General features: G+C 66.6%; 10 protein-coding genes. 4 read left to right on the top strand and 6 right to left on the bottom strand.

Annotated features, from left to right (window positions below):
- The first annotated feature begins 99 nt into the window (after positions 1 to 99).
- Both ACIBI6_RS20590 and ACIBI6_RS20585 read left to right on the top strand, forming a co-directional pair.
- Entirely contained in the window at positions 100 to 903 is an 804-nt protein-coding gene (locus tag ACIBI6_RS20590) for an enoyl-CoA hydratase-related protein (protein WP_364355588.1), read from the top strand.
- Between the two features lie 182 nt (positions 904 to 1,085).
- On the top strand, positions 1,086 to 2,111 hold the full coding sequence (locus tag ACIBI6_RS20585; protein ID WP_396957388.1) for an SDR family oxidoreductase: 1,026 nt from the start codon (positions 1,086 to 1,088) through the stop codon (positions 2,109 to 2,111).
- On the opposite strand, the gene ACIBI6_RS20580 is transcribed toward ACIBI6_RS20585, so the two are convergent.
- Positions 2,112 to 2,486: a helix-turn-helix domain-containing protein gene (locus ACIBI6_RS20580; RefSeq protein WP_364355594.1), complete on the bottom strand. Its 375-nt coding sequence runs from the start codon at positions 2,484 to 2,486 to the stop codon at positions 2,112 to 2,114.
- 91 nt (positions 2,487 to 2,577) lie between these two features.
- Between ACIBI6_RS20580 and ACIBI6_RS20575 the strand changes: the two genes are divergently transcribed.
- Entirely contained in the window at positions 2,578 to 3,504 is a 927-nt protein-coding gene (locus ACIBI6_RS20575; protein ID WP_364355597.1) for a zinc-binding dehydrogenase, read from the top strand.
- A gap of 10 nt (positions 3,505 to 3,514) precedes the next feature.
- Positions 3,515 to 3,922 carry a nuclear transport factor 2 family protein gene (locus ACIBI6_RS20570; RefSeq protein ID WP_364355600.1) on the top strand — a complete coding sequence of 136 codons (408 nt, stop codon included), beginning with the start codon at positions 3,515 to 3,517 and terminating at the stop codon, positions 3,920 to 3,922.
- Here the strand turns inward: ACIBI6_RS20570 and ACIBI6_RS20565 are convergent.
- From ACIBI6_RS20565 to ACIBI6_RS20545, 5 genes are all read right to left on the bottom strand, one after another.
- Positions 3,919 to 5,169, bottom strand: coding sequence for an Nramp family divalent metal transporter (locus ACIBI6_RS20565; RefSeq protein WP_364355603.1), 1,251 nt, complete (start codon positions 5,167 to 5,169; stop codon positions 3,919 to 3,921). The genes ACIBI6_RS20570 and ACIBI6_RS20565 overlap by 4 nt on opposite strands.
- 119 nt (positions 5,170 to 5,288) lie before the next feature.
- On the bottom strand, positions 5,289 to 6,278 hold the full coding sequence (locus ACIBI6_RS20560; protein WP_364355624.1) for an alpha/beta hydrolase family protein: 990 nt from the start codon (positions 6,276 to 6,278) through the stop codon (positions 5,289 to 5,291).
- Positions 6,279 to 6,508: 230 nt separating this feature from the next.
- On the bottom strand, positions 6,509 to 17,137 hold the full coding sequence (locus tag ACIBI6_RS20555) for an amino acid adenylation domain-containing protein (RefSeq protein ID WP_396957387.1): 10,629 nt from the start codon (positions 17,135 to 17,137) through the stop codon (positions 6,509 to 6,511).
- A 226-nt stretch (positions 17,138 to 17,363) separates the two neighbouring features.
- Positions 17,364 to 17,642, bottom strand: coding sequence for a hypothetical protein (locus ACIBI6_RS20550; RefSeq protein WP_396957386.1), 279 nt, complete (start codon positions 17,640 to 17,642; stop codon positions 17,364 to 17,366).
- A 98-nt stretch (positions 17,643 to 17,740) separates the two neighbouring features.
- Positions 17,741 to 25,318 (bottom strand): amino acid adenylation domain-containing protein, encoded by a 7,578-nt coding sequence (locus tag ACIBI6_RS20545; protein WP_396957385.1) that lies wholly within the window; start codon positions 25,316 to 25,318, stop codon positions 17,741 to 17,743.
- Between the last annotated feature and the right edge of the window lie 28 nt (positions 25,319 to 25,346).

The following is a 25,346-nucleotide window of genomic DNA, read 5'->3' as shown; positions in this document are numbered from 1 at the left end:
TTGACAGCGCCGGACAAATCATCCTAAGTTAACCACAATTCGCAAAGTTAACCACCATTCATGGGAATGCCCCGCCGGATTCCAGACCAGGAGCACCAAATGAGCAACCCCGATTCCGCGACCACATCCGCGGGTTTCAGTGCCGTCAATGACGGCAAGGTGCTCCGGGTCACGCTCACCAAGCCCAAGCGCAAGAACGCCATCGACTACGACACCATGGTCGCCCTCGGTGACACCTTCCTCGCCGCCGCCGAGGACCGTTCGGTGCGGGTGATCGTACTGACCGGCGAGGGCGGCGACTTCTGCACCGGCGCCGATCTTGCCGCATCGGCCGCCGAGGCGCAGCGCGGGATCACTTCGGACATGGTGATGGATGCGGCCAACCGGCTCGTGAAAGCGATTGTGGACGCGCCGATTCCGGTCATCGCGCGGGTCAAGGGCGCGGCCGCGGGTGTTGGTGTCGGCATCGCGCTGGCCGCCGACCTGGTCTACGCCGCCGAGGATTCCTATCTGCTGCTCGCCTTCATCAATATCGGTCTGATGCCCGACGGCGGTGCGGCAGCCATGGTCGCCGCCGCGGCCGGCCGACCGCTGGCCGCGGAAATGGCTCTGCTCGGCGAGCGACTCCCCGCGCCGGCGGCCAAGGCGGCCGGACTGTTCACCGCCGTGGTCCCGCAGGACGAACTCGACGCCAAGGTCGAGGCCGCGGCCGCCAAGATCGCCGCGGGCCCGCGCCGCGCCCTCGAACTCACCAAGAAGGCATTGAACGCCGCGACACTGCCCGCCTTGGACGCCGCGCTCGCCGCCGAAAAGTCCGGCCAGAGCGAACTGCTCCAGTCCCCCGACTTCTTCGAGGGCGCGACCGCCATGCTCACCAAGCGCAAGCCGGTCTTCGCCGACTGATCGGGTCGGCGAGCGAGCATCGAACCGAGCTCGGTGCGGGGATCGTCAGCGTCCCACGGCTTACCGCTGCCTAGCGAGTGATGCGCGGGGGCCGCGCCGACCACAGGTGCGGCGACCGTCCCGAGGGCGGAGCGTGATCCCGGACACAAGCGTGCCCGCACGAGCGACTATGTTGATCGGCTATGGCTTACCTGGTTACCGGAGCAACTGGGTTCATCGGTCGATTTCTTATTCCCGAGCTGCTGAAACGGGAGCGGGATATTCATGTGCTGGTCCGGCCGGGGGATGATTCGGCGGACCGGTATACCTGCTGTGCTCGGGAATGGATGGGCGGGGAGCGGGTGCGGGCGGTACACGGGGATATGGGAGCGCCCAGGCTCGGCATCGATCCGGCCTGGATCGCCGAGCATCGGGGCTCGATCGAGCATGTCTTCCATCTGGCGTCGAGCTATGACCTCGCCGAACGCGGCGACGGCACCAGACATGTCGTCGATGTCGTGCAAGAGTTGAAAGCCACTCTGCTGCACCATGTCTCGACGGTGGATGTGGCGGGCGGGTTCGACGGCCTGTTCACCGAGGATATGTTCGACGAGGGTCAGGTGCTGAGTTCGCCCATGCAGCGGGCGAAATTCGAAGCCGAGAAGATCGTGCGCGAATCCGGGTTGGGCTGGCGGATCTATCGGCCCTCGATCGTGATCGGACATTCGCGCACCGGTGAGATCGATCGAATCGAAGGGCCCTACTACTTCTTCCGGCTGCTGCGGATGGCCGCGCAGCTGCCGAGGATCCTGCCGGTGCTGGTGCCGAAGCTGGGTGAAACCAATATGGTCCCGGTCGATTTCGTGGCTCGCGCACTGGCCCACATCGCACACCAGCCCGACTCGAACCACACCACCTACCACCTGGCCGATCCGCGCCGACAGAGCGCGGCCGAGGCGCTGAATCTGTTCGCCGACGAGGCCGGTGCGCCGCATCTGGTGGAGGTGATGCCCAAGCGCACCCTGGAGATGATGCTGCGCGTTCCCGGCACGAGCTGGCTACTACCCCGCGTCGGCGTCCCCCAGGATGTGTTGGAGCACAGCGAATTCAGCTGCTGGTTCGACTGCCGCAACGCCACCGCCGCACTGGCGGGCACCGACATCAAGGTGCCGCCCCTGGCCGCATATGCTCCGGTGATCTGGAAGTACTGGATCGAAAACTGGGTGTGATCAGCCCGCCTGCTCGTATTCGGCTCTGGCCGCGTCGATTTCGTCGATGTGCTCGATGGCCCAGGCCCGCAGCACATCGACGGCGGCACTCAAGCTATGGCCGAGCGGTGTCAGCGTGTATTCGACGGTGACCGGCACGGTCGGATACACCGTGCGCGACACCATGCCGTCGCGTTCCAGACCGCGCAACGTCTGGGTGAGCATCTTCTGCGTAATGCCCTGCACCTGCCTACGCAGCTGCGAGAAGCGCAGCGTTCCCGGCTTCAGGGCCAGCAGCACGAGCCCGGTCCAGCGTTCACCGAGCCGATCGAACACCGCGCGGGACGGACAGTTCAGGTTGAAGATGTCGTATGCCATGAGATCGTTGGTATCCACCAGGTACCTATACCACTAATTACTGCCTTCTTTCATCTGGAAACCAGCCCTCTTAGTGTCGTTTTCGTAGCAATGACCAGGAGGAAGTCAGATGAAGGCCCTTGCAGCAACCGGTGATCCGACCTTGGTGCGGTTCGTCGAGGTCACCGAACCCACGGCCGCCCCCGATGCGGCGGTCATCCGGGTCGAGGCGTTCTCGGTGAACCGCGGCGAGATTCTCGCCATGACCGGTGCCTACGGCACGCCGACCGTACCGGGCACCGTCATGGGACAGGACGTTGTCGGCCGGGTCGTCGCGGCCGCCGCCGACGGATCGGGGCCCGCCGTCGGAACCAGGGTGGTCGGCCATGCCGAGGGCGGCGGGTGGGCCGAGCGGGTAGCCGTCCCGACCTCCGCACTGGCCGAACTGCCCGACACCCTTGCCGCCACCAGTGCGGCCGCCTTGCCGCTCGCGGGTTTGACCGCATTGCGTCTGCTTCGGCACGTCGAGGCCCCGGCGGGCAAGCAGGCGCTGATCACCGGCGCATCCGGCGGCGTCGGTCATTACCTGGTGGAATTGGCAACGGCCGCAGGCATTTCGGTGACGGCGGTGGCAGCATCGCCCGAACGCGGCGCCCGGCTGGCCGAACTCGGCGCGGCCGTCGTCCATGATGTCGCGGACGCCGACGGTCGCTTCGATGTCATCTTCGAATCGGTCGGCGGCGATGTCTTCGCCGCCGCGCTCGCCCGGATCGCACCCGGCGGTACCGTGCTGTGGTTCGGTCAGGCCAGCCTGCAACCGATCCGGCTCAGCTTCTTCGAATACCTTGCGGTCACACCGTTCACGCTGCGGCATTTTCCGCACTGGGTCGCCGACACCACCGATGCCGAGGATCTGCGCGTGCTGGTCGACCTGACGGCTACCGGTCGCCTGCATCCGGAACTCGGTAGGGTCGCCGACTGGGCCGAAACGGCGAGCGTGCTCACCGATCTGAACAACCGCCGGATCCGCGGCAACGCGATCCTCACCATCGCCTGAAGGAGCGATCATGTCGACCACCGAGCAGACCCGCGCCACCATCCTGGCCTATATCGAGGCACTCGGATCCGGTGACGCCGCACGCGCCGCCGGGTTCTTCACCCCGGATTCGACCTGGACCCTGTTCGGCGAGCTGCCGACCGCGCGCACCTGGACCGGCCCCGAGGAGATCTTCGGGCAATTCGTCGCGCAGATGATCGAGCGGATGGACGTGTCGCAGCCGATCGGACAGGAGGTGCGGACCGTGCTGGCCGACGGTGCGCAGGCGGTCGCCGAATGGACCACCCGCGCGACCACCAAGGCGGGCGAACCGTATGCCAATAATGTGGCGATCGTCTTCCGGGTCGAGGACGGCAAGATCGCCGAAGCCCGTGAGTATTTCGATACGGGCTATGCCCAGCGCACGCTGTTCGCCTAGTTGCCCGTGACGGTCAGGTAGATAAGGGCCACGTTCAGCAGGCTGATGATGATGGCGACGAGCCAGGCCAGGCCGGTGGTTACGCGATGGTTGACGTCGGCGCCCATCAGGATGCGGTCGCTGGTGAAGCGGACCAGGGGGATCAGGGCGAAGGGGATGCCGAAGGACAGCACTACCTGCGAAATGATCAGTGCGCGAGTGGGATCGATGCCGATCGCCAGGATCAGGATGGCCGGGATCAGGGTGACCAGCCGCCGAACCAAGAGCGGAATCTTACGGTTCAGCAGGCCTTCCATGATCATTGCCCCGGCATATGCGCCGACCGACGTCGATGCCAGCCCGGAGGCCAGCAGGCCGATCGCGAGCAGTAGCGCGGCGACGGGACCGAGCGCATCGCCGACAGCGGCGTGCGCACCCTCGAGGGTGTCGACATTCTCGCGGCCGCGCAGGGTATTCGCGGCCATCAGCAGCATGGCCATATTGACCGTGCCCGCGAGCACCATGGCCAGTCCGACGTCGTATCTGGTGACCCGCAGCAGCCGTGCCCGCAGCGGACCCACTTCGGGCTGACCGTGCCGATCACGGGCCAATCCGGAGTGCAGGTACACCGCGTGCGGCATGACGGTCGCGCCGATCATGGCCGCCGCGAGCAGCACACTTTCCGCGCCCTGGAACCGCGGCAGCAGACCACCGACGGTGCCGGAGACCGACGGCGGCGAAATCACAACGCTGGCCAGGAAGCCGATGGCGATGACGGCGAGCAGACCGGTGATGACCCGCTCGAACGGCTTCTGCCCGCGCTGGTTCTGCACCAGCAGCAGTGCCATCGAAACCACACCGGTGATCAGTCCGCCGAGCAGCAGCGGCAGATCGAACAGTAGCTTCAGCGCGATCGCGCCGCCGACCACCTCGGCCAGGTCGGTGGCCACCGCTACGGTCTCGGCCTGCACCCAATAGGCAAGGCGTACCGGACGACTCGACTTGTACCGCACCGCCTCCGGTAGCGACATCCCGGTGACCAACCCCAGCTTCGCCGATAGGAACTGCACCAGTCCAGCCATCACATTGGCCATCACGATGACCCACACGAGTAGGTAGCCGAACTGAGCGCCCGCGCTGATATTCGACGCCACATTGCCGGGATCGACATAGGCGATGGCCGCTACGAAGGCTGGACCGAGCAAGACGGTGACGGATCTCGCCCGGGTCGTCACGTTCCGCGCCGACTCGACCAGGGTTGTACTCATAGAACAGAATTTTACGGGTTCCCGAACTTTTTGTTTAGCACTATCTATATAAAACAGACCGCCCCGGTTGTGTACAAGGTCACAATCGGGGCGGTCGGTTGGGAAGCGCGGGGATCGACTCAGAGACCGAGGCCCTTGGCGAGGGTGGGCCAGGAGGCGTGCAACTCGTCATTCCAGTAGCCCCAGGAGTGGGTGCCATTGGGACGGAAGTTGAAGGTGGCGGGGATGCCCAGCGAATCCAGCTTGGCCTTCATGTTGTTGGTGCAGTAGTTGGTGCCCGCCTCGATGACACCGCCGATCAGGATCTGGTTGGCCAGACCGCCCGAGCCGGGCAGTGCGTACTGACCGTCCAGGGTGTCGTACGGGCCGGGCAGACCGTTGCCGGTCGAGATGTAGAGGTCGGTGCCGCGCAGACCCTCGGCGTTCACGTAGGGATCGTTCGCCGTCCACTCCGGCCCACCGATCGGGCCCCACATGTTCTCGACATTGCCGCCGCCCCAGGTCTCGACGGTCAGCCTGACGAACTCCGAGCCGACCGGATCACTGGTCTGGGCGCAGCCGCTGTAGGCCGCGGCGGCCTTGTAGAGGCCCGGCTTGGCGATCGGCAGCGCGAGCACGGTGGTGCCCGAGGTGGACAGCCCCGCGATCGCGTTGGTGCCGTTGGTACCGAGCGCGCCGTCGATCAGCGGCGGCAGCTCCTCGGTGAAGAAGGTCTTCCACTTGTTGCGGCCGAGAACCGGATCGTCCTTGATCCAGTCGGTGTAGTAGCTCCACTTGCCGCCGATGGGCTGCACCACATTGACGTTCTTGTCGCCGAGGAACTTCAGCGCATCGGTCTTGGCCACCCAGGACGCGCTGTCCTCACCGCCGCCGGCACCGTTGAGCAGGTAGAGCACCGGGCGCGGCGCCGAGGCGTCGGCGGGGCGCTGCACGTCGACCGGGAAGGTCCGGTCCATGGCGGCGGAGTAGACATACAGGCGGATGCTGCGGTCGCCCTTGTACTCCGCCTTGGTGATCTTCGAGCCGTCCGGCGCGACCGGGTTCGCCAGCAGCGTCTTGGAATCCATGATCGGATCAGCCGTCGCGGTAGATGCGCCGAAGCCGGACATGACCCCCGCGAATACCGCGGTTGCCGCGATCACCGCCGCCGCACGTGTGCCGCGACGCCGGATCAGACTACGCATCAATTTCACACCTTCACTTCGTATTGTGATTACGGTAGGGCTTCCCCTTGCCGCGGGCATGCACCGCGGCCGACCATACGGCCTATTTAGTCGTGACGATAGTGGACATCGTTACCGCAATGTTGCTCCATCATGCCTGAACGGCCGGAATGTGATTATGGTCGCCCCGGATATCGCTGACCGTATTCGGCCAGCCCGCCGAGGGCTCGGATCCAATGTTCGGCGAAGGTCTTGACCTCGTCACCGCCGAATACCTCGGCCGCGTAGTCGAAGCGAACGAGCAGGCCCTCGGCGGTGGCGTCAGCGGTGATATCGAGCAGCAGATCCCCGGCCGGTGCGTCGGTGTGCACGCGCGCCGGGCGCAGATCTCGATAACGCAATCCGCACCGGCCGGTGGGGAGTGCGCTCAGGGCGGCGGCGGTATCCGGATTGAGATAACGCAGCAGGCCGTACCCGACGCCATAGGACGGCACGGCACCGGTGAGCCGTTTGACCTGCTCGATCGCGACACCCGCCGCGTGACCACCGACCAACGCCTCCTGGATGTTCACCCCCGCCAACTGCAGCGGGAGCGGGTAATCGGTGGTGAAGGCGCCGACGAGGGTATCGGTCTCGGCCATCGCCCGGCTATCGGCGTGCAGCCGGACCACCGGGCCGATGGCTTCGGTGACGGTTTCGCCCGCGGAGGTGATCTGGGCGAGCGCGAGGGCGGTGAGCAGGACTTCGTCGACGCTGACACCGTGTGCGGCGGCCGCGGCGACGACGGCGGCGGTGCCCTCGGTGGTGATCGTCAGCGAGACCCGGCGCCGCGAGCGCAGGTTCTTGTTCGTGGCACCTGCCTTGGCGGCGGGAACCACGCTCAGGGTGTGGTGCCACCACGCCATTTCCTCGATTGCCGCCGGGCCGCTCGCACCCTCGGACAGGACTCTCAGCAAGTCGGATAGTCCGGACTCGGGAACGGCGGGCGTGCGGTGTCTGCCGCGCGACCAGGCCAGTGACAGCTTGTCGATGATGGTGCGCCAGGAGGTGTCGTCCACGACGAGGCCATTGGCGACGATGACCATGCTCGTGGGCACCTCGCGGCCGCCGACCAGTACGAAGCGGATATTGCGGCCATGTGCCGGATCGAGTTCGCTGGCGACCGCGCGCACCACATCGTCGACCGGCGGCGGGGTCTGATCGATGCCGTACTCCAGGCCGAGGAAGGCCTCGTCGAGCCGCTGTGCCTCGGCCGGGATCTCGAAGACCGGATCAGTACCCGCACCGTCGCGGTGCAGGCGGACCCACAGCATCGGATGCTGTTCGAGCACCGTATCGACGGCGAATTGCACCGCCTCCGGTGAGTAGTTGGGCGGGATCTCGAGGGTGACGACGCGCAGTTCGACGCCGATATCCAACAGCCGCACGGCATTCGGGGTCAGCGATAGCGGGATGGGCGCGTCGTCGGGTTCGTCCGGGCGGTGCGGGACGGCGAATTCGATCGGGTCGTCGTCGTGGATGACCGCGAACGGGACGCGCTCGGGTTTCTCGGCAATCTCGGGTTCGTCGTCGTCGAGATCCAGTGCCGGGGCCTCGACCGTCGGGGGCAGCTCATCGGGCGCGGCCGTGTCCTCCGTCGGTTCCGGGACATCGATAGGTATCGGGACCAGGACCGATGTCGGGTAGTCGTGGTCGAACGCGGCCGGATCGGCGAGCGGTGCCGCGTACTCGTATCCCTCCGGTACGGCGGCGGGTTCGACCGGCGCGAATGCCTCGGCTTCGGTTGGCTCCGCGGCATCCTCGACCGGCTCCGGCGCTGCGAGCAAGGCGGCCAGGACCGGTCCGATTTCGGCGAAGGCCGCCGGAGACGTCATCAGCTCGTGGGTCGCCTCGACCGGATGCTCGTTGATCGTGCCGTCGACGTACGGCCGCCAGGCCCGGGATTCGGCGGTGTGGCCGGCGGCGCTGAAGAACTCGAGCGTGCCGTGGAAAACCTTGTGCTGATGGTTGATTCCGAGCTCTACCGAGCGCACCGCACCGCGGTAGCTCTGACGCAGTCGGTCCGGGGTCAGCAGCGCCAGTTCCGGCGGGATGTTGGCGTACAGCACCGCGAGCGCCTCTTCGGTGAGGTTGCGGATATTGCTGTCGCCCAGCATGTCCGGGCCGATGCCGAGTTCGGCGAAGGCCGAGCGCAGCTCCGCCCAGAAGTCGGCGATATTGCCGCCGGTGCGACTGTCCAGCATGGCGAGTAGCGCGACTTCGGCACCCGCGGACTGCAATTCAACCGCGACCGCATGGGCCAGCGCACCACCGAGCGACCAGCCGAGCAGCCGATACGGCCCCTCGGGCTGCACCGCGCGGATCTCCTCGACATAGCGCCGAGCCATCGCATCCAGCGAATCCGGCCGGAAGTCGGATTCGGACAGCGCGGGCGATTGCACACCGAAGATCGGGCGGTCGGCGGGCAGATACTGGGCGAGACCGGTGTAGCACCAGGACAATCCGGCCATCGGATGGATACAGAACAGGGCTTCGCCGGTGCCGTACCGGATCGGCAGCAGCACATCGAGTGCGGCCTCGGCGTTCAACCCGTATTCGTGGGCCTCGGTGTCATCGGCCGCCATGATGCGCTGGGTGAGCGCGGTGACGGTCGGATCGGTGAAGAACCACTGCACCTGGACCGCGATACCGGTCAGCTCGCGCAGCCTGTGCACCGCGCGCATGGCGGCCAGCGAACTGCCGCCGAGTGCGAAGAAATCGTCATCGGAGCCGACCCGATCGATGCCCGATCTCCGGAGATCCAGTACCTCGGCGTATACGTCGGCGACGGCCTGTTCCTGCGCGGTCGAGGGCGCGCGGTAGGGGCGCGGGGCGAGCTCGGGTGCGGGCAGCGCGGCGCGATCGAGCTTGCCGACCGGGGTCAGCGGCACCATATCGAGTACCACCACCGCCGAGGGCACCATATGCCGAGGCAGGCTGCGCGCGGCGTATTCGGTGAGCGCACCGGTGTCGATGGTCCGCCCCGCTACCGCAAGCACATAGGCGACGAGAATCTTCTCGCCCGTTGGGGTTTCCCGACCGATCGTGACTGCGAATTCGACATCGTCGTGGCCGCCGAGCACCGCGTCGATCTCACCGAGTTCGATGCGCATACCGCGGATCTTGAGCTGGAAGTCCGTACGACCGATGTATTCGAGCTCCCACTCCCCCGGTTCGCCGACCCAGCGCACCAGATCACCGGTGCGATACATCCGCGCACCGGGCGGACCCCACGGATCGGCGACGAAGCGTTCCGCGGTCAGCGTCGGACGGTCGTGATAGCCGCGTGCCAGTGCGGTGCCACCGAGATACAGCTCGCCGACGGCACCGGGCGGCACCGGGCGCAGCCGCGAATCCAGCACCACCATCGGCGTTCCCGGCACCGGGCCGCCGATCGTGATGCGCCCTCCGGCGATCATCTCGCTCCACGACGCGGCCACCGTCGCCTCGGTCGGCCCGTAGCCGTTGATGAAGTGCCGTCCCGGTTGCCATCTGGCGACCAGCTCGGGCGAGGTGGAATCGCCACCGCAGCACAGGTATCGAAATTCGTCCAGACCGGCCGGATCGACCGTGCCGAGGACAGCGGGAGTGAAGATCGCGTGCGTGACCCGCTCGGTGCGCAGCAGCGCGGCCAGATCCGGTCCGCCGAGGATGGTGGACGGCACGATGACCAGCGTCGCGCCGTTGTGGAAGGTGCAGAGCCACTCCAGAATCGACGGATCGAAGCTCGGCGAGCACAGATGCGCGAACCGATGCTGCGGGCCGAGCTGGAATACGGCGCTGGCGTTCTCGACGGCGCCGCCGACGCCGACATGGGTGACGGTGACGCCCTTCGGTGTGCCCGTCGAGCCGGAGGTGTAGATGACGTACGCCGGATGCTGCGGCAGCAGTGTCGCCAGCCGCTCGGCATCGGTGATCGGCGCTGGCGACTTACTGGCGACGGCGGCGTGGATCGCGGGATCGTCGAGCTGTAGCCAGCTGGTTTCGGTCGACTCGTCGGGCAGCCGCTCGCTGTAGGTGGAGGTGGTGATGCCGAGGACGACACCGGAATCGGTCACCATTTGCCGGATCCGGTCCGTCGGATACGTCGGGTCGATCGGCACATGCGCGCCACCGGCCTTGGCGACCGCCCAGAAGGCCGCGACCATCTCCAGCGAACGCGGGAAGGCTAGTGCGACAAGGCATTCCGGGCCGACACCGCGATCGATCAGCACCCGAGCCAGTCGCGAGGAGTATTCGTCCAGTTCGCGGTAGGAGATCGAGCGACCGGCCGTGCGCACCGCGACATGTTCGGGATCGACGCTGACCGCGCTGGTCAATAGGTCCGGCAGCAGCCGGACGGCGGGCGGCTCACCCCTCCGCACCGGTGTCAGAGCCTGCTCTTCGGCCGCGCCGAGCAGCCGCAGGTCACCGATCGGGGCGTCCGGGCGTGCGACGATCTCGGTGAGCAGCCGGGTGAACCGGGCGGCGAACATCTCGATCGTCTTGTCGTCGAACAGATCACGCGCGAAGTTGAACTCACCGCGCAGGCTTTCCGCGGCGGTACCGGGTGCCCACATGGTCAGCGAGAGATCGAATTTCGCGGTGTCGACGGCGAAATCGAAGGTCTGCGCGCGCAATCCGGGCAATTCGAAGGTGCTGGTCGGCAGGTTCAGATACGACATCGACACCTGGAACAGCGGGTGCCGAGCCGTGGAACGCGGCGGGGTCAGCAGTTCGACCAATCGCTCGAACGGCAGGTCGGCATGTGAAAAGGCTTGCAGGTCAGCGTCTTTGGCGTTGGCGAGCAGGTCACCGAAGGTGCGGTCGTCGGGCACCCGCAGTCGCAGCACCAGCGTATTGACGAACATGCCGATCATGTCGTCGAGTTCGGCCGCGCCACGACCGGCCACCGGGGTGCCGATGGCGATATCGTCGGTGCCGGACATGCGCGCCAGGAATACCGACAGCGCGGCGTGCACCACCATGAACATGGTGGCGTTGTGTCGGCGAGCCAACCGCACGAGACCGGCGTGCACCAGCGGATCGATCTCGAATTCGTGGCGCCCGCCGGTGAAGGTCCGCAGCGCCGGGCGCGGGCGATCCGCAGGTAGATTCAGTTCATCGGGCAGATCCGCCAGTGCGGTCCGCCAGTATTGGGCCTGTGCCGAGATCAAGCTCTCCGGATCATCCTCTGAGCCGAGCACCATACGTTGCCAGACACTGAAATCCGCGTACTGTACCGGCAGCGGCGACCATGAGGGAGGTTCACCCGCGCTGCGGGCGGAGTAGGCCAGCATGACATCGCGGACCAGCGGCGACATCGACCAGCCGTCGGCGCCGATGTGATGGGCGACGAATACCAGGATGTGATCACCGGTATCGAGCCGGAACAGGGTCGCGCGGAAGGGCACCTCGACCGTGACATCGAAGCCCGCCGCGACGATCTCCTGCACCTGCCGCACCGCATCCGATTCCGCGATCGGAATAGGGACCAGATCGATCGGCACCTCGTTGGGTGCGAGCACCTCTTGCACCGGCCCATCCGCGGTCAGCGGGTAGACGGTGCGCAGCACCTCGTGCCGCGCAACCATATCCTCGACCGCCGAACCCAGTGCGGCGATATCGAGTTCGCCGGACAGCCGGACCGCCACCGGGATGTGATAGGCCGCCGAGCCGGTATCGAACTGGTTGATGAACCACATCCGCAACTGCGCCAGCGACAGCGGGACCTGCTCCGGCCGCAGCCCGGCCAGTAGCGGCTGTCGCCGACCGGAACCGGCATGGGTCTCGACCTTGGCGGCGAGTCCGGCCACGATGGGTGTCTCGAAGATCGCGCGCACCAGCACCTTGGTATCCAGCGCGTCGCCCACCCGGGCCGCCACCTGCGTGGCCAGCAGCGAATTGCCGCCCATGGCGAAGAAATCGTCATCGCGCCCCACACGCTCGACACCGAGCACCTCGCCGTAGACACCGGCCACGATCTCCTCGACCGGGGTGGCAGGGGCGCGGAAGACTTGGGTCTCGAACTCCGGATCGGGCAGCGCGGCACGATCCAGCTTGCCATTCGCATTGCGCGGCAAGGACGTCAGCGTTACGAACGCATTGGGCATCATGTACGACGGCAGCACCGCGGCCAGCGCGGCCTTCAGTTCGGCGGCCTCGACCGAGCTCGCCTCGTCGGCCGGTACGACATAGGCCACCAGCCAATCACCGATCCGTGCATCGGATTTGACGAGCACCGCGGCCTGCGCGATCTCGGGCCGGGCGAGCAGCGCGCTCTCGATCTCGCCGAGTTCGATGCGGAAACCGCGGATCTTCACCTGGAAGTCGGTGCGGCCGTGGTACTCCAGTTCGCCCTGCTCATTCCAGGACACCAGGTCGCCGGTCCGGTACATCCGGGCACCGGATTCGAACGGGTTGGCCACGAACCGTTCCGCGGTCAGATCGGTCCGTCCGAAGTAGCCGCGCGCCAATTGGGCACCGGCCAGATACAACTCGCCGGATACGCCGACCGGCACCGGCCGCAGACGCGAATCCAGCACGTAGACATGGCTGTTCCACTGCGGCCTACCGATCGGCACGGTAACCGTGTCGGCGTCGGTCACCCGATGGTTGGTGATGGAGACCGCGGCCTCGGTCGGGCCGTACAGGTTGAACAGGTCCGCGCCATTGTCCTGACGGAATCGCTGTGCGGTGGCGGCCGGTAGCGTCTCACCGATGGCCAGCACCCGGCGCAGTGATCGGGACAGGTGACCCGTCGACAGCGCGTCCAGCATCGAGGGCACGACATGCAGGGTCGTCACCGACTCGCGAGCCATCAATTCGTTCAGATAGGCCGGATCCCGATGACCATCCGGAGCGGCGATGACCACCGTGCCACCGCATACCGCCGCCGTCCAGAACTCCCAGACCGAAAGGTCGAAGGTGGCCACCGTCTTGAGCAGCACCACCTCGTCGGCTCCGAGACCGAATTCGGCTGTCTCCCAGAGCAGTTGGTTGACGATCGCGCCGTGCGCCACCGCCACGCCCTTCGGCTGCCCGGTCGAACCCGACGTATAGACCACGTACGCGGTATTGCTCGGCAGCAGCGCACCGCGGCGTTCATGCGCGGCGAGCGGCGCGTCCGAGTAGTGCAACAGGTCGAGCTCATCGATCGTGACGGAATCGACGACATCGGTATGGAAGCCGTCGTGTACGGAGCTCAACAGGCAGACCGGTCCCGCGGTCCGCAGGATGTACTCGATGCGTTCGGCGGGTTGATCCGGATCGATGGGCACATACGCCGCACCGGACTTCGCCACGGCGTACATCGCGACGATCAGATCGACGCAACGGCGGATGCCCAATGCCACCCGGTCCTCCGGGCGCACGCCGCGTTCGATCAGATACCGCGCCAACCGGTTCACCCGGGCATCGAGTTCGCCGTAGCTGAGCTTGCGTCCCGGCTGATCGGATACCACCGCCACCGCATCCGGGTCGGCGGCCACGGTCGCATCCAGAAGTGACACCAGGGTCGCCGTCGTATCGATCGGGTGTGCGGTGGCATTCCAACTCGCGAGAATCCGCGCACTCTCGTCGCCGGCGAGCAGTTCGATCTCGCCGACCCGCACCGACACATCGGCGAGTACGGCATCGAGTACCCGGACGAACCGGTCGGCGAAGCCGCGCACTGTCGTCTCGTCGAACAGGTCGCTGGCATAACCGAAGTCGGCCACCATCCCGGCGGGCGCGCCGTCGTCGGTGTAGCGGTCGGCCAGTGAGATGTGCAGATCCGTCTTGGCCAGCTGCAAATCGAAATCGACCGGCGCGACGGAAAGTCCGGGCAGCTCCAGGGTAGTTTCGGCCAGGTTCTGGAAGGAAAGACCCACCTGGAACAGCGGATTGCGGGCGATCGAGCGAACCGGATTCAGCGCCTCGACGATTCGCTCGAAGGGCACATCGGCATTGGCGAAGGCCTCGAGATCGCGCTCGCGCACATCGGCGAGCAGAGCGGCGAAGCTATCACCGGGACGCACCCGCGTCCGGAACACCAGCGTGTTGACGAACATGCCGATCAGGTCATCGAGTTCGCGCTCACCACGACCCGCGATTGGCGTGCCGACCGCGATGTCGTCGGTGCCCGACAGTCGTGCCAGCAGCACCGCGAGCGCCGCATGCACGACCATGAACAGCGAGGCGTGGTTGGCCCGCGCCAGCGCATGCAGTCGCGCGTGCCGGTCCGCCGAGATCGCGAACCGCACCGACCTGCCCTGGAACGACTGGGCCGGCGGGCGCGGGCGGTCGGTCGGCAGCTCCAACTGGTCCGGCAACTGCGCCAAGGTCCGCCGCCAGTAGGCGATCTGCTGGGCGGCGGGCGATTGCGGATCGTCCTCGTCACCTAGCGCCTCGCGCTCCCACAGCGCGTAGTCGGCGTACTGCACCGGCAGCGGCTGCCACAGCGGCGCCTGCCCGTGCATCCGCGCGGCATAGGCGACCATCAGATCGCGGGCGAGCGGACCCATCGATGCGCCGTCGGCCGCGACATGATGCACGGTCAAGGCGATCACATGCTCGCGCGGCGCCAGGCGGAACAGTGCGACCGCGATCGGAACCTCGACGGTCACATCGAAGGTCAGCACGGCGAAGTCGATGAGCCGGCGCACCAGTTCGTCCTCGGCCACATCGACCGGCACCATGGCGAACCGCGTATCCGGCACCGGATGGATCACCTGATGCGGCCGCCCACCGATGCTCGGATAGGTGGTCCGCAGTACTTCGTGCCGGGACAGCACATCGCCGATGGCCAGCCCGAGCGCCGCCGCATCCAGCTCACCGGTGAGCCGCACGGCGAGCGGAATATTGTCCACCGCCGAGGTCTCGGTATCGAACTGGTTGAGGAACCAATACCGCTGCTGCGCCAGCGACAGCGGAATCAACTCGGGCCGCTCCCCCGCGACCAGCCGCGGTCGACTCCGGCCGGATCCGGCGGTCCGCTCGACGACGGCGGTGAAGGCGCCGACCGTCGAGGCATGGAACAGATCGCGGACCGCCAACTGCGTGTCCAGCGCGGCATCCAGTCGGGCGGTGACCTGGGTGGCCAGCAGCGAATTGCCGCCGAGCTCGAAGAAGTCGTCGTCCAGGCCGACGCGCGCGACACCGAGCACATCGCCGAAGGTGCCCGCGACGATCTCCTCGACCGGTGTCGTGGGTGCGCGGAATACCTTCGCCTCGAATACCGGCGCGGGCAGCGCCCTGCGGTCCAGTTTGCCCATGGGCGTCAGCGGCACCTGGTCGAGCACCGTGATGGACGCGGGCACCATATGTGCGGGCAATTTTCGCTCTACCAGGGCCTTCAGCTCCGCCATATCGACGTTCCGCCCGTCGACGGGGTGCACATACGAGGCCAATACGGTGGTACCGCTATCGAGTTCGTGCCCGACGGTCACCGCGAAATCCACGCGATCGTATGCACCCAGTACCGCGTCGATTTCGGTGAGCTCGATGCGGAAGCCGCGGATCTTCACCTGGGAGTCGTTGCGGCCGAGGTACTCCAGTTCACCGGTCGCGGTCCAGCGCACCAGATCGCCGGTGCGGTAGAGGCGGGTGCCCGGTTCGAACGGGTTGGCCACGAATCGGGTCGCGGTGAGCGCCTGTTGGCCCAGGTAACCGCGCGCCAGTTGCGCACCGGCGACATATAGTTCGCCGACCACCCGGTTCGGCACCGGCACCAGCCGATCATTGAGCACATAGGCGGCGATGCCGTGGATCGGCGGACCGAGGGTCACCGGCTCCCACGGCACCATCGGCGCGGTGATATTGGTGGCGATGGTGGCCTCGGTGGGACCGTAGGCATCGAAGAATTCGCGCAGCAGCCCGCCCGCGATCGGTAGTACCCAGCGCCGCACCAACTGCGGCGGACAGGCCTCACCACCGGTCACCACGACCCGCAGTTCGTCGAGTCCGTCGGGCTCCACCGAGGCCAGAGCCGCAGGCGTCACGAAGGCGTGGGTCACCCGCTCGCGCCGCAGCACCGCGGCCAGTTCCGCGCCGCCGTAGACAGTCGGCGAGACGACCACCATGGTGGCCGCGCCGCCCAACGCCAGCAGCAGTTCCAGCACCGACGCGTCGAAGGACGGGGAGGCGAAATGCAGTGTCCGGGCCGAACTCGTCACCCGGTATCGGGTCCGCTGCTCATCGCAGAAGCCGGATAATCCCTGGTGGGTGACCACGACGCCCTTGGGGACGCCGGTCGAGCCGGAGGTATAGATGACGTAGGCCGGATGTGCCCCGTGCAGTGGTCGCACCCGATCTTGATTGGTCACCCGGTCCACCGGATACCGCTGCAGCAGTTGCGCGGTGATGGGGCCGTCGAGGACCAGCCATTCGGCGAAATCGGGCAGGCCGCGGCGAACCGCGCCGACGGTCAGGCCGAAGCTCACAGCCGAGTCGGTCAGCATGTGCGCGACCCGATCCGCCGGATAGTGCGGGTCTACCGGCACGAATCCGGCGCCGGTCTTGGCCACCGCCCACACCGCGAGTACCGAATCCACCGATCGCGGAACGGCCACCGCGACCAGATCCTCCGGCCCCACACCACGATCGATGAGCAGCCGGGCCAGCCGGGTCGAACGCTCATCCAACTCGGCATAGCTGAGCCCACCGGAAGTGGCATCGACATCTGCGAATACGACGGCGAGGCCGCCGGGATTCGCCTCGACGGCGGCCGCCATCAACTGCGGCAGGGTGATGACGCGCGTCCGCTGTGTCCGTGTCCGAGCCGGCCGCACCCGAGCCTGGCGCGTCACTGGCTCACCGCTTGCGACTGCTCGCAGGTCGCTCGAAACAACGCAGCTTCCTCATGCCGACGTTGTGCAACCACCCGAAACATGAAGGAGCTCACCTACCCTGTAATCCCTAAAAAGTGCTCCCCTCCCAGCGCTTGCTCAGAAGCATCGCATGGTCAGACCCCGATCGTAACCGCAATGGCCGCTTGTTCCCGCCGCCGATCCACCTGCGTTCCCCGGCCGATCGCTACCGCTCAGGGGTTTCGAGCAGCTCAGCGAGCCGGGGACCGATCTCGGTCAACGCTTCAGCAGAGGTCATCAACTCGTGCGTCGACCCGATCGGGCGATCGATGATCTCATCGGAGACGAAAGGGTGCCAGTCGGCGGGGGTGCGATCGCCTCTGGCCTGGGCATCTACCGTGGCGCTGAAGAACTCGAGTGTCCCCTCGAATACCCCTGGCCGGTATTGCGACTGCAGCTCAACCGTGCGCACCCGATCCTGTCCCACCGACCGGTATCCCGGCATAGGAACTTTCCTCCCCTCGCTCATCGCCACTACCCGGACCGGTTGCTACCGGCAACGACCCGTGCGAGCACCTGCCGCCGAATCTTCCGGGTGGAAGATCAACCCGGGTCCGGGACGCCCAATAGCGCACCGAGGTCGACTACAACCGGGACGGCCCCGAATTCCGGCGCGGGCGCGCCATCATCGAGCACCACCGCGTGCAGATCCTCCAGCCCCGTCACCTCGACCGGCCCGAGTCCGGCCCGATCGATGAACAGATGCGTCACCCATTCGTCGGCCAATAATGCCGAAAGCGTTACGTTGTCCAGGTTACCGGCGGTCACCACAACCGACGCGCCGTTCTCACCGGCCGCGACCACTTCCAGCAGCGCCGCCGCCGAATCCGCGCGGCCGTGCCGGAACAGCCGGGACTCGAAGGTCAGCTCAGTGCGGGCTCGCAGCCGTTTGGTCGCGACGGAAATGTCGTTGTAGGACAAGGTAACTCCGGCGACGAAGGCCGGATCCTCACCGCGCAGCGCCTGGGTCCGGTTAGCGTAGGTCACCGGTCGCGGCGATTCGGCGGCTATCTCGGCGAGCACGTCCGGATCGTCCAGAACCAGCCAGTCGATACTGCTATCGGCGGGCCATGCACCGGCGGTAAGTCCGACCTTGACCTCGAGACCAACCGGTAGCGGACCGTTCAGGCCGGTCACCGGGGTCAATGCGGCACCGGCCTTGAGCACCGCCCAGGTGGCGACCACCGCGTCCACCCCGCGATCCAGCCGGATCACGACCCCGGTGCGCGGACCGCAGCCGCGGCCGATCAACACCCGCGCCAGTCGCGAGGACCGCGCGTCGAGATCCTGGAAGGACACCGCGTCCTCGCCGAAGACCACCGCGGGCCCGTCCGGATCCTCCTCCACCGCGGCGGCCAGCGCCTGAGTCAGGGCCGCACCGCTGGTGAGCGGTACGCCGTCGGCGGCGGGCTCCAGCACGGTTTCCGGCGCGGCCAACGCGCGATCGCGTTCGGCGGCATCGAGGATATCGATATCGCCCACGCTGACCTGCGGGTCCGCGACGACGGCGGCGCAGATCCGGGTCAGCCTGCGACCGAATGCCTGCACCGTCGATGCGTCGAAAAGGTCTGTGGCGTAATTGAATACCGTGACCAGCTCGCCGGGTGCGCCGTCCGCGCCGTGCCGTGGCTCGACGGTCAGCTGCAGATCGAACTTCGCCGCGACCGCACCGGTATCCAGTGCCGCGACCGTCAGACCTGGCAACTCCAGCTTCGGCGGCTCGAGATTGTCGAAGGACAGCACCACCTGGAACAGTGGGTTGTGCGAGGTCGCGCGGTTCGGCAACACCGCCTCGACCACCCGCTCGAACGGAATATCGGCATTGCCGAAGGCCGAGAGGTCGGTCTCGCGAACATGTTCGACGAGCGCGTCGAAGGTGGTTGCCGATTCGGTCGTGGTGCGCAGCGCCAAGGTGTTGACGAACATGCCGACCAGATCGTCGAGCGCGCGCTCACCGCGGCCCGCGATGGGAGTGCCGATCGTGATATCGGAACTGCCCGACAGCCGCGCCAGCAGCACCGCGAGCACAGCGTGCACCACCATGAACAGCGACGAATTGTGCTCCCGGGCAATGCGAATCAGTCCAGCGTGCACCTCGGGCGAAAGCGTGAAGGCCGTCGACGCACCGCGCATGGACGGCACGGCCGGCCGCGGCCGATCCAGCGGCAGCTCGAGCGCACCGGACAGTCCGGCCAATTGCTCGCGCCAGTAGGCCAATTGCTGTGCGGCTACGGAGTTCTCGTTGTCATCGGTGCCGATGACCTCGCGCTGCCAGATCGCGAAGTCGGCGTACTGCACCTCGAGCGGTGTCCAGGTCGGGACATCACCGGCACAGCGCGCGGCATAGGCGAGCATCAGGTCACGGGCCAGCGGTGCCATCGAGGCGCCGTCGGCCGAAATGTGGTGCACCACCATAGCGAGCAGATGACGCTCCGGGGTCCCACGCAGCAGCACGCCGCGCACCGGAACCTCTCGGGTCACATCGAATCCGGTCGACATCAGCTCGGTGATGCGGACGATCGGATCGCGGCTCGACTCGACCGCGAGCCCGCCCGGCCAGGCCTCGGCGACCGGCAGGATCTCCTGGTACGGCAGCCCGCCCGGTCCCGTCGACGGGTAGCGGGTGCGCAGCGCCTCGTGCCGTTCGAGCACATCAGCGATGGCATCGCGCAACGCTTGCACATCGAGTGCACCGGTCAGGCCGATGCCGAGCGGGATGTTGTAGGCCGCCGAGCGGGTATCGAACTGATTGAGCACCCACATGCGCTGCTGCGCCAGCGATAGCGGCACTCGTTCCGGACGCGCCGTCACAACCAGCGGGGTACGGGTTCCGGTCGAGGAGCCGGGCACGATTCGTGCGGCCAGTGCCGAAACGGTCGATGCCTCGAACAGTTCGCGCACCGAGACATTCGCGTCCAACGCTTCGTTGATTCTGCTGACCGCCCTGGTAGCCAGCAGTGAGTTACCGCCGAGGACGAAGAAATCGTCGTCCAGGCCGACATCGCGCACACCGAGCAGTCCGGCGAATACCCCGGCGACGGCCTGCTCGATCGGGGTCTGCGGGGCGCGGTAGATGGCGCTGCTGACGAATTCCGGTGCGGGCAGCGCCTTTCGGTCGAGCTTGCCGTTCAGGGTCAACGGCAATGTGTCCAGTACGACGATCGCGTCCGGAACCATATAGCTGGTGAGGAATTCGGCGATCGTGCTGCGCAACTCCGCGCCCTGCACCTGCGAATCCACCTCGGCCACAACATATCCGACCAGGCGATCACCCGCGTGTTCGTCGGAACGCACAAGCACCACAGCCTGGCTGACCGAGGGCTGGGCAAGCAGCGCCGATTCGATCTCACCGAGTTCGATGCGGAAGCCGCGCAGCTGCACCTGCTGGTCCGTGCGCCCGGCGTATTCGAGATTCGCGTGGCCCGCGAAACCAGCCCAGCGACCGAGGTCGCCGGTGCGGTACATGCGAGATCCCGCCGCCCCGAACGGATTCGCCACGAAACGGGTCGCGGCCAGACCGGGCCGACCGAGGTAGCCACGAGATAACTGCGCACCGCTGACATGGATTTCGCCCGCCACCCCGACCGGAGCCGGATGCAGCCGATCATCGAGCACATAGCTCTCCAGCCCGGGCAGTGCACGACCGATGGCACTGGCCGGATTCTCGGCGAGCTGCTCATCCAGCGCCAGGAACGACACGTGCACCGTGGTTTCGGTGATGCCGTACATATTGACCAGCCACGGCGCATCGAAGGGGTGCCGCTCGTACCAGCGCCGCAGCTGACGCAGGTCCAGTGCCTCACCACCGAATACGACATAGCGCAGCGCGAATTTGCCCTGGTCTCCGGCATGCGAGGCCCGGTCGGCCTCGGCGAGCTGGTAGAACGCGGACGGCGTCTGGTTCAGCACGGTGACCTGTTCGCGAATCAGCAAGTCGCGGAACTGTTCCGGGGAACGGGAGGTCAGGTAGTCGACCACTACCACGGTGCCGCCATTGGCGAGCGCGCACCACAGTTCCCACACCGAGAAGTCGAAGGCGAAGGAGTGGAACAGCGTCCACACATCGGTGTCGTCGAACTCGAACATCAACTGGGTGTTGGCGAACAGCTCGACCACATTGCGATGTGAAACGCCGACGCCCTTCGGAACACCCGTGGAGCCCGACGTGTAAATGACGTAGGCCAGGTTGTCCGGACGCAGCCGGGACGTGCGCTCGATATCGGTGATCGACGATTCGCCGAAGCCCGCGGTTTCGTCGAGCAGCACCACCGGAACGTCTGTCGCCGGAATGTCGCCCAGCAGATCCGATGTGGTCAGCACACAGGTCGGCTGCGCGTCGGTGAGCATGAACTCGAGTCGCTGCGCCGGATACGTGATGTCGATCGGAAGATATCCGGCACCGGCGGTGAGCACACCGAGCAGCGCGACGGGCAGCTGCTCGGACCGCTCGACAGCAACGGCGACCAGCGCTTCCGGTCCCGCGCCACGCGCCATCAGCGCCCGCGCCACCCGGTTCGCGCGCCGCTGCAGTTCACCGAAACTCAGTGCGGTATCACCGAATCGGACCGCGATCGCATCCGGGCGGCGGTGCGCCTGTGCCAGGATGAGGTCGACCAGCGTCACATCCGGCACCATCGCGCCAGCCGAATTCCATTCGTGCAGAACCAGATCGCGCTCGCCGGGCGCGAGCAGATCGATGTCGCCGAGCACCGCATCGGAATCGGCGGCCACCGCGGACAGCACCCGCAGGAAGCGATCGGCGAAGTCCTGCACGGTGGCGGCGTCGAACAAGTCGGTGGCGTAGGTGAATGTCGCCGACATGCCTTGCGCCGCAGTGTCTAATTCGCGGCGCTCCCGGTGCCCTCCGTGGATACGCTCCGCTACCGCCTCCGGGCCCGACGCTCGCGCCGCAGGGTCTAATTCGCGGCCCTCCCGGTGCCCTCCGTGGATACGCTCCGCTACCGCCTCCGGGCCCGACGCTCGCGCCGCAGTGTCTAATTCGCGGCGCTCCCGGTGCCCTCCGTGGATACGCTCCGCTACCGCCTCCGGGCCCGACGCTCGCGCCGCAGGGTTCTCCGCGATCTCGAGCTGCAGATCGAACTTGGCCAGCGCCACCCCGTGTTCCACACCCGCGACCGTCAGGCCGGGCAACTCCAGTTCGGTGCGCGCCAGGTTCTGGAAGACCAGCATCACCTGGAACAGCGGATGCCGCGCGGTCGAGCGCACCGGATCGAGCAGTTCGACCAACCGCTCGAACGGCACGTCGGCGTGTCCGAAGGCCGCGACATCGACCTTGCGCACCGCACGCAGCAGATCGTCGAAGGTCATGGCGGGATCGATCTCGGTGCGCAACACCAGGGTGTTGACGAACATGCCGATCAGATCGTCCAGTGCCGCCTCACCGCGACCGGCGGCCGGGGTGCCGATCGCGATATCGCGGGTGCCCGACAGCCGGGCGAGCAGTACCGCGAGCGCGGCGTGCACGACCATGAACAGCGTTGAATTATGTTCGTGCGCGAGTCGATCGAGTCGGGCGTGAATGTCGGCATCGATGTCGAAGGCGACGACGGCACCATTGTTGGATGACGTGGCGGGGCGCGGCCGATCCGCGGGCAGATCCAATTGTTCCGGCAGCGCGGCCAATTCGTTGCGCCAGAACTCGATCTGCTGCGCGAAGACCGATTCCGGATCGTATTCGCTGCCGAGGGTTTCGCGCTGCCAGAGGGCGTAGTCGGCGTATTGCACCGCCAGCGGCGGCCATTCGGGCCGCCCGCCGCGCACGTGATCGGAGTACGCCGCCATCAGATCGCGGGCCAGCGGGCCGAGCGAGAAACCGTCCCCTGCGATGTGGTGCACCACGCACACCAGCACATACTCGGATTCGCCGAGCTGGAACAGCCGCAGGCGCACCGGCGGCGCGGCCGTCACATCGAATCCGCCCAGCACCTCGACACTGATCAGATCCGAAAGTTCTTGTGTCACAGCGGTGGTCACCGGAAGGTCGGGTACCGCGCGCGCATCGGTGATCGGCAGGACGACCTGGAAGCCCTCACCATCGATGTCCGGATAGATAGTGCGCAGCACCTCGTGCCGCTCGATCAGATCGCGGGCCGCCGCGCGCAATGCGTCGACATCCAGTCGCCCGGAAAGTCGCACCGCCAGCGGAATGTTATTGACCGCGCTGGCCGTATCGAAACGGTTCAGGAACCACATCCGCTGCTGCGCATACGATAGCGGAATCCGGTCGGGCCGGGTCTGAGCGGTCAGCGCCCGTCCGACGGCCGAACCCGCGTGCTGCTCGACACGTTGGGCCAGTAGCGAAACCTTCGAGGCCTCGAAGATCAGCTGCACCGGCACCCGGAGACCGAGTGCGAAACCGATGCGCGCGGCGGCTTGGGTGGCCAGCAACGAATTGCCGCCGAGTTCGAAGAAGTCGTCATCGACACCGACGCGTGCGTCCGTATCGGGACCGAGCAGCAATGCCGCGAATACATCGGCGATGATCTCCTCGACCGGCGTTGCCGGAGCGCGGAACTGACGTGCCGCGAAGACCGGATCGGGCAGGGCCGCCCGGTCCAGCTTGCCGACCGGGGTCAGCGGAATCTCGCCCAACACCATGATGGCGGCCGGAATCATGTAGTCCGGCAACGATTCCCCGATATGCGCGGCAAGCTGACCGGTATCGAGGGTGGCACCCTGGCGCGGCATTACATACGCGACGAGGGCGGTCGTACCCGAGGGCAGCGTCTTGCCGAGCGTGGCCGCGAAGTCGACATCCGGATGTGTAGTGAGCGCGCTATCGATCTCGCCGAGTTCGATGCGCAGACCACGGATCTTGACCTGGAAATCAGATCGGCCGAAGTACTCCATCAGGCCGGTTTCGTTGCGCCGCACCAGATCTCCGGTGCGATAGAGGCGCGCACCCGGATTATCGACCTCCGCGCCGAACGGGCTGGCCACGAAGCGTTCTGCGGTCAGCGCCGGTCGACCGAGGTAGCCCTGTGCGAGTACCGCACCCGAGACGTAGAGCTCACCGACGACACCCGCGGGCACCGGCCGCAACCGCGCATCGAGAATGAAGGCGCCCACGCCCGCGATGGCCGAGCCAATGGTGACGGGCTCTCCGGCCGCGATGGCCTCGGTGGTGGTGACCATGACGGTCGCCTCGCTCGGCCCGTACGCATTGAATACCGAGCGGCCGTTATCCGCCCAGCGCGCCACCAACTCCGCGGGCAGTCGGTCCCCGCCCGCGACCACGACCTGCACGTCATCGAGATCGGCCGGATCCAGCGATTCCAGCGCACCCGGGGTGATCAGCAGATGGGTGACCTGCTCCCGGCGCAGCAGATCCGCGAGTTCGACACCGCCGAATACCGTCGGCGGCGCGATGACCAGCGTCGCGCCCACCGAGAAGGTGAACAGCGTCTCCATCATCGAGAAGTCGAAACTGGGCGAGCTGAGATGTGAGACGCAGGAATCCGCGTCGATCAGATAGTGCTCGCCGATTGCCGCCAATCCCGCCAGACCCGTGTGGGTGACCGCCACCCCCTTCGGCTTACCACTGGAACCGGAGGTGTAGATGACGTAGGCCGGATGGTTTTCGTTGACAGCCCGCACCCGATCGGCATAGGAGACCGGGTGATCGGGCCGGGCGGCGATGCGCTCGGAAACCACCGGGTCATCCAATTCGATCCAATAGGCCGAGGTGCCGAGCTTGGCGCGATGCGCCGAGGTGGTCAAACCGTGTGCGGCACCCGAATCGGTGACGATGTGCTGGATCCGCTCCGCCGGATAGTTCGGATCGACCGGCACATAGGCCGCACCCGTCTTCGCGATTGCCCACAGCGCGACCATCGATTCGACCGAACGGGTAATGCCCATCGCCACGTAATCGCCCGCGCCGATGCCGCGGTCGATCAGCTCGCGCGCGACCCTGGACGAGCGGGCATCGAGTTCGCGATAAGTGAGTTCACGCTGGTCCGCGGGATCACCGGTCGGATTGAAACGCAGTGCGATCGAGGTGGCCGCGGACTCCACCGCGGCCGTGAGCAGCTGAGCGAACAGCGGGCTGCCCGACCTACGTCGGCGACTACCTCGGGCGGAACGACGAGCAGTTTCCATTCGGGTGTAATCACCTCTCGGGTCGAGC

It is taken from the genome of Nocardia sp. NPDC050412, assembly GCF_044458825.1.
GTDB lineage: Bacteria > Actinomycetota > Actinomycetes > Mycobacteriales > Mycobacteriaceae > Nocardia.
Note: the sequence above shows the minus strand (reverse complement) of the source record. Positions and strands in the feature narration are given on the sequence as shown.

Excerpts from the sequence above, each read along its gene's own strand:
- ACIBI6_RS20565 (WP_364355603.1), bottom strand. The coding sequence starts at position 5,169 with ATGAGTACAACCCTGGTCGAGTCGGCGCGGAACGTGACGACCCGGGCG.
- ACIBI6_RS20545 (WP_396957385.1), bottom strand. The coding sequence starts at position 25,318 with ATGGAAACTGCTCGTCGTTCCGCCCGAGGTAGTCGCCGACGTAGGTCG.
- ACIBI6_RS20575 (WP_364355597.1), top strand. The coding sequence starts at position 2,578 with ATGAAGGCCCTTGCAGCAACCGGTGATCCGACCTTGGTGCGGTTCGTC.
- ACIBI6_RS20560 (WP_364355624.1), bottom strand. The coding sequence starts at position 6,278 with ATGTCCGGCTTCGGCGCATCTACCGCGACGGCTGATCCGATCATGGAT.
- ACIBI6_RS20570 (WP_364355600.1), top strand. The coding sequence starts at position 3,515 with ATGTCGACCACCGAGCAGACCCGCGCCACCATCCTGGCCTATATCGAG.
- ACIBI6_RS20550 (WP_396957386.1), bottom strand. The coding sequence starts at position 17,642 with ATGCCGGGATACCGGTCGGTGGGACAGGATCGGGTGCGCACGGTTGAG.
- ACIBI6_RS20585 (WP_396957388.1), top strand. The coding sequence starts at position 1,086 with ATGGCTTACCTGGTTACCGGAGCAACTGGGTTCATCGGTCGATTTCTT.
- ACIBI6_RS20590 (WP_364355588.1), top strand. The coding sequence starts at position 100 with ATGAGCAACCCCGATTCCGCGACCACATCCGCGGGTTTCAGTGCCGTC.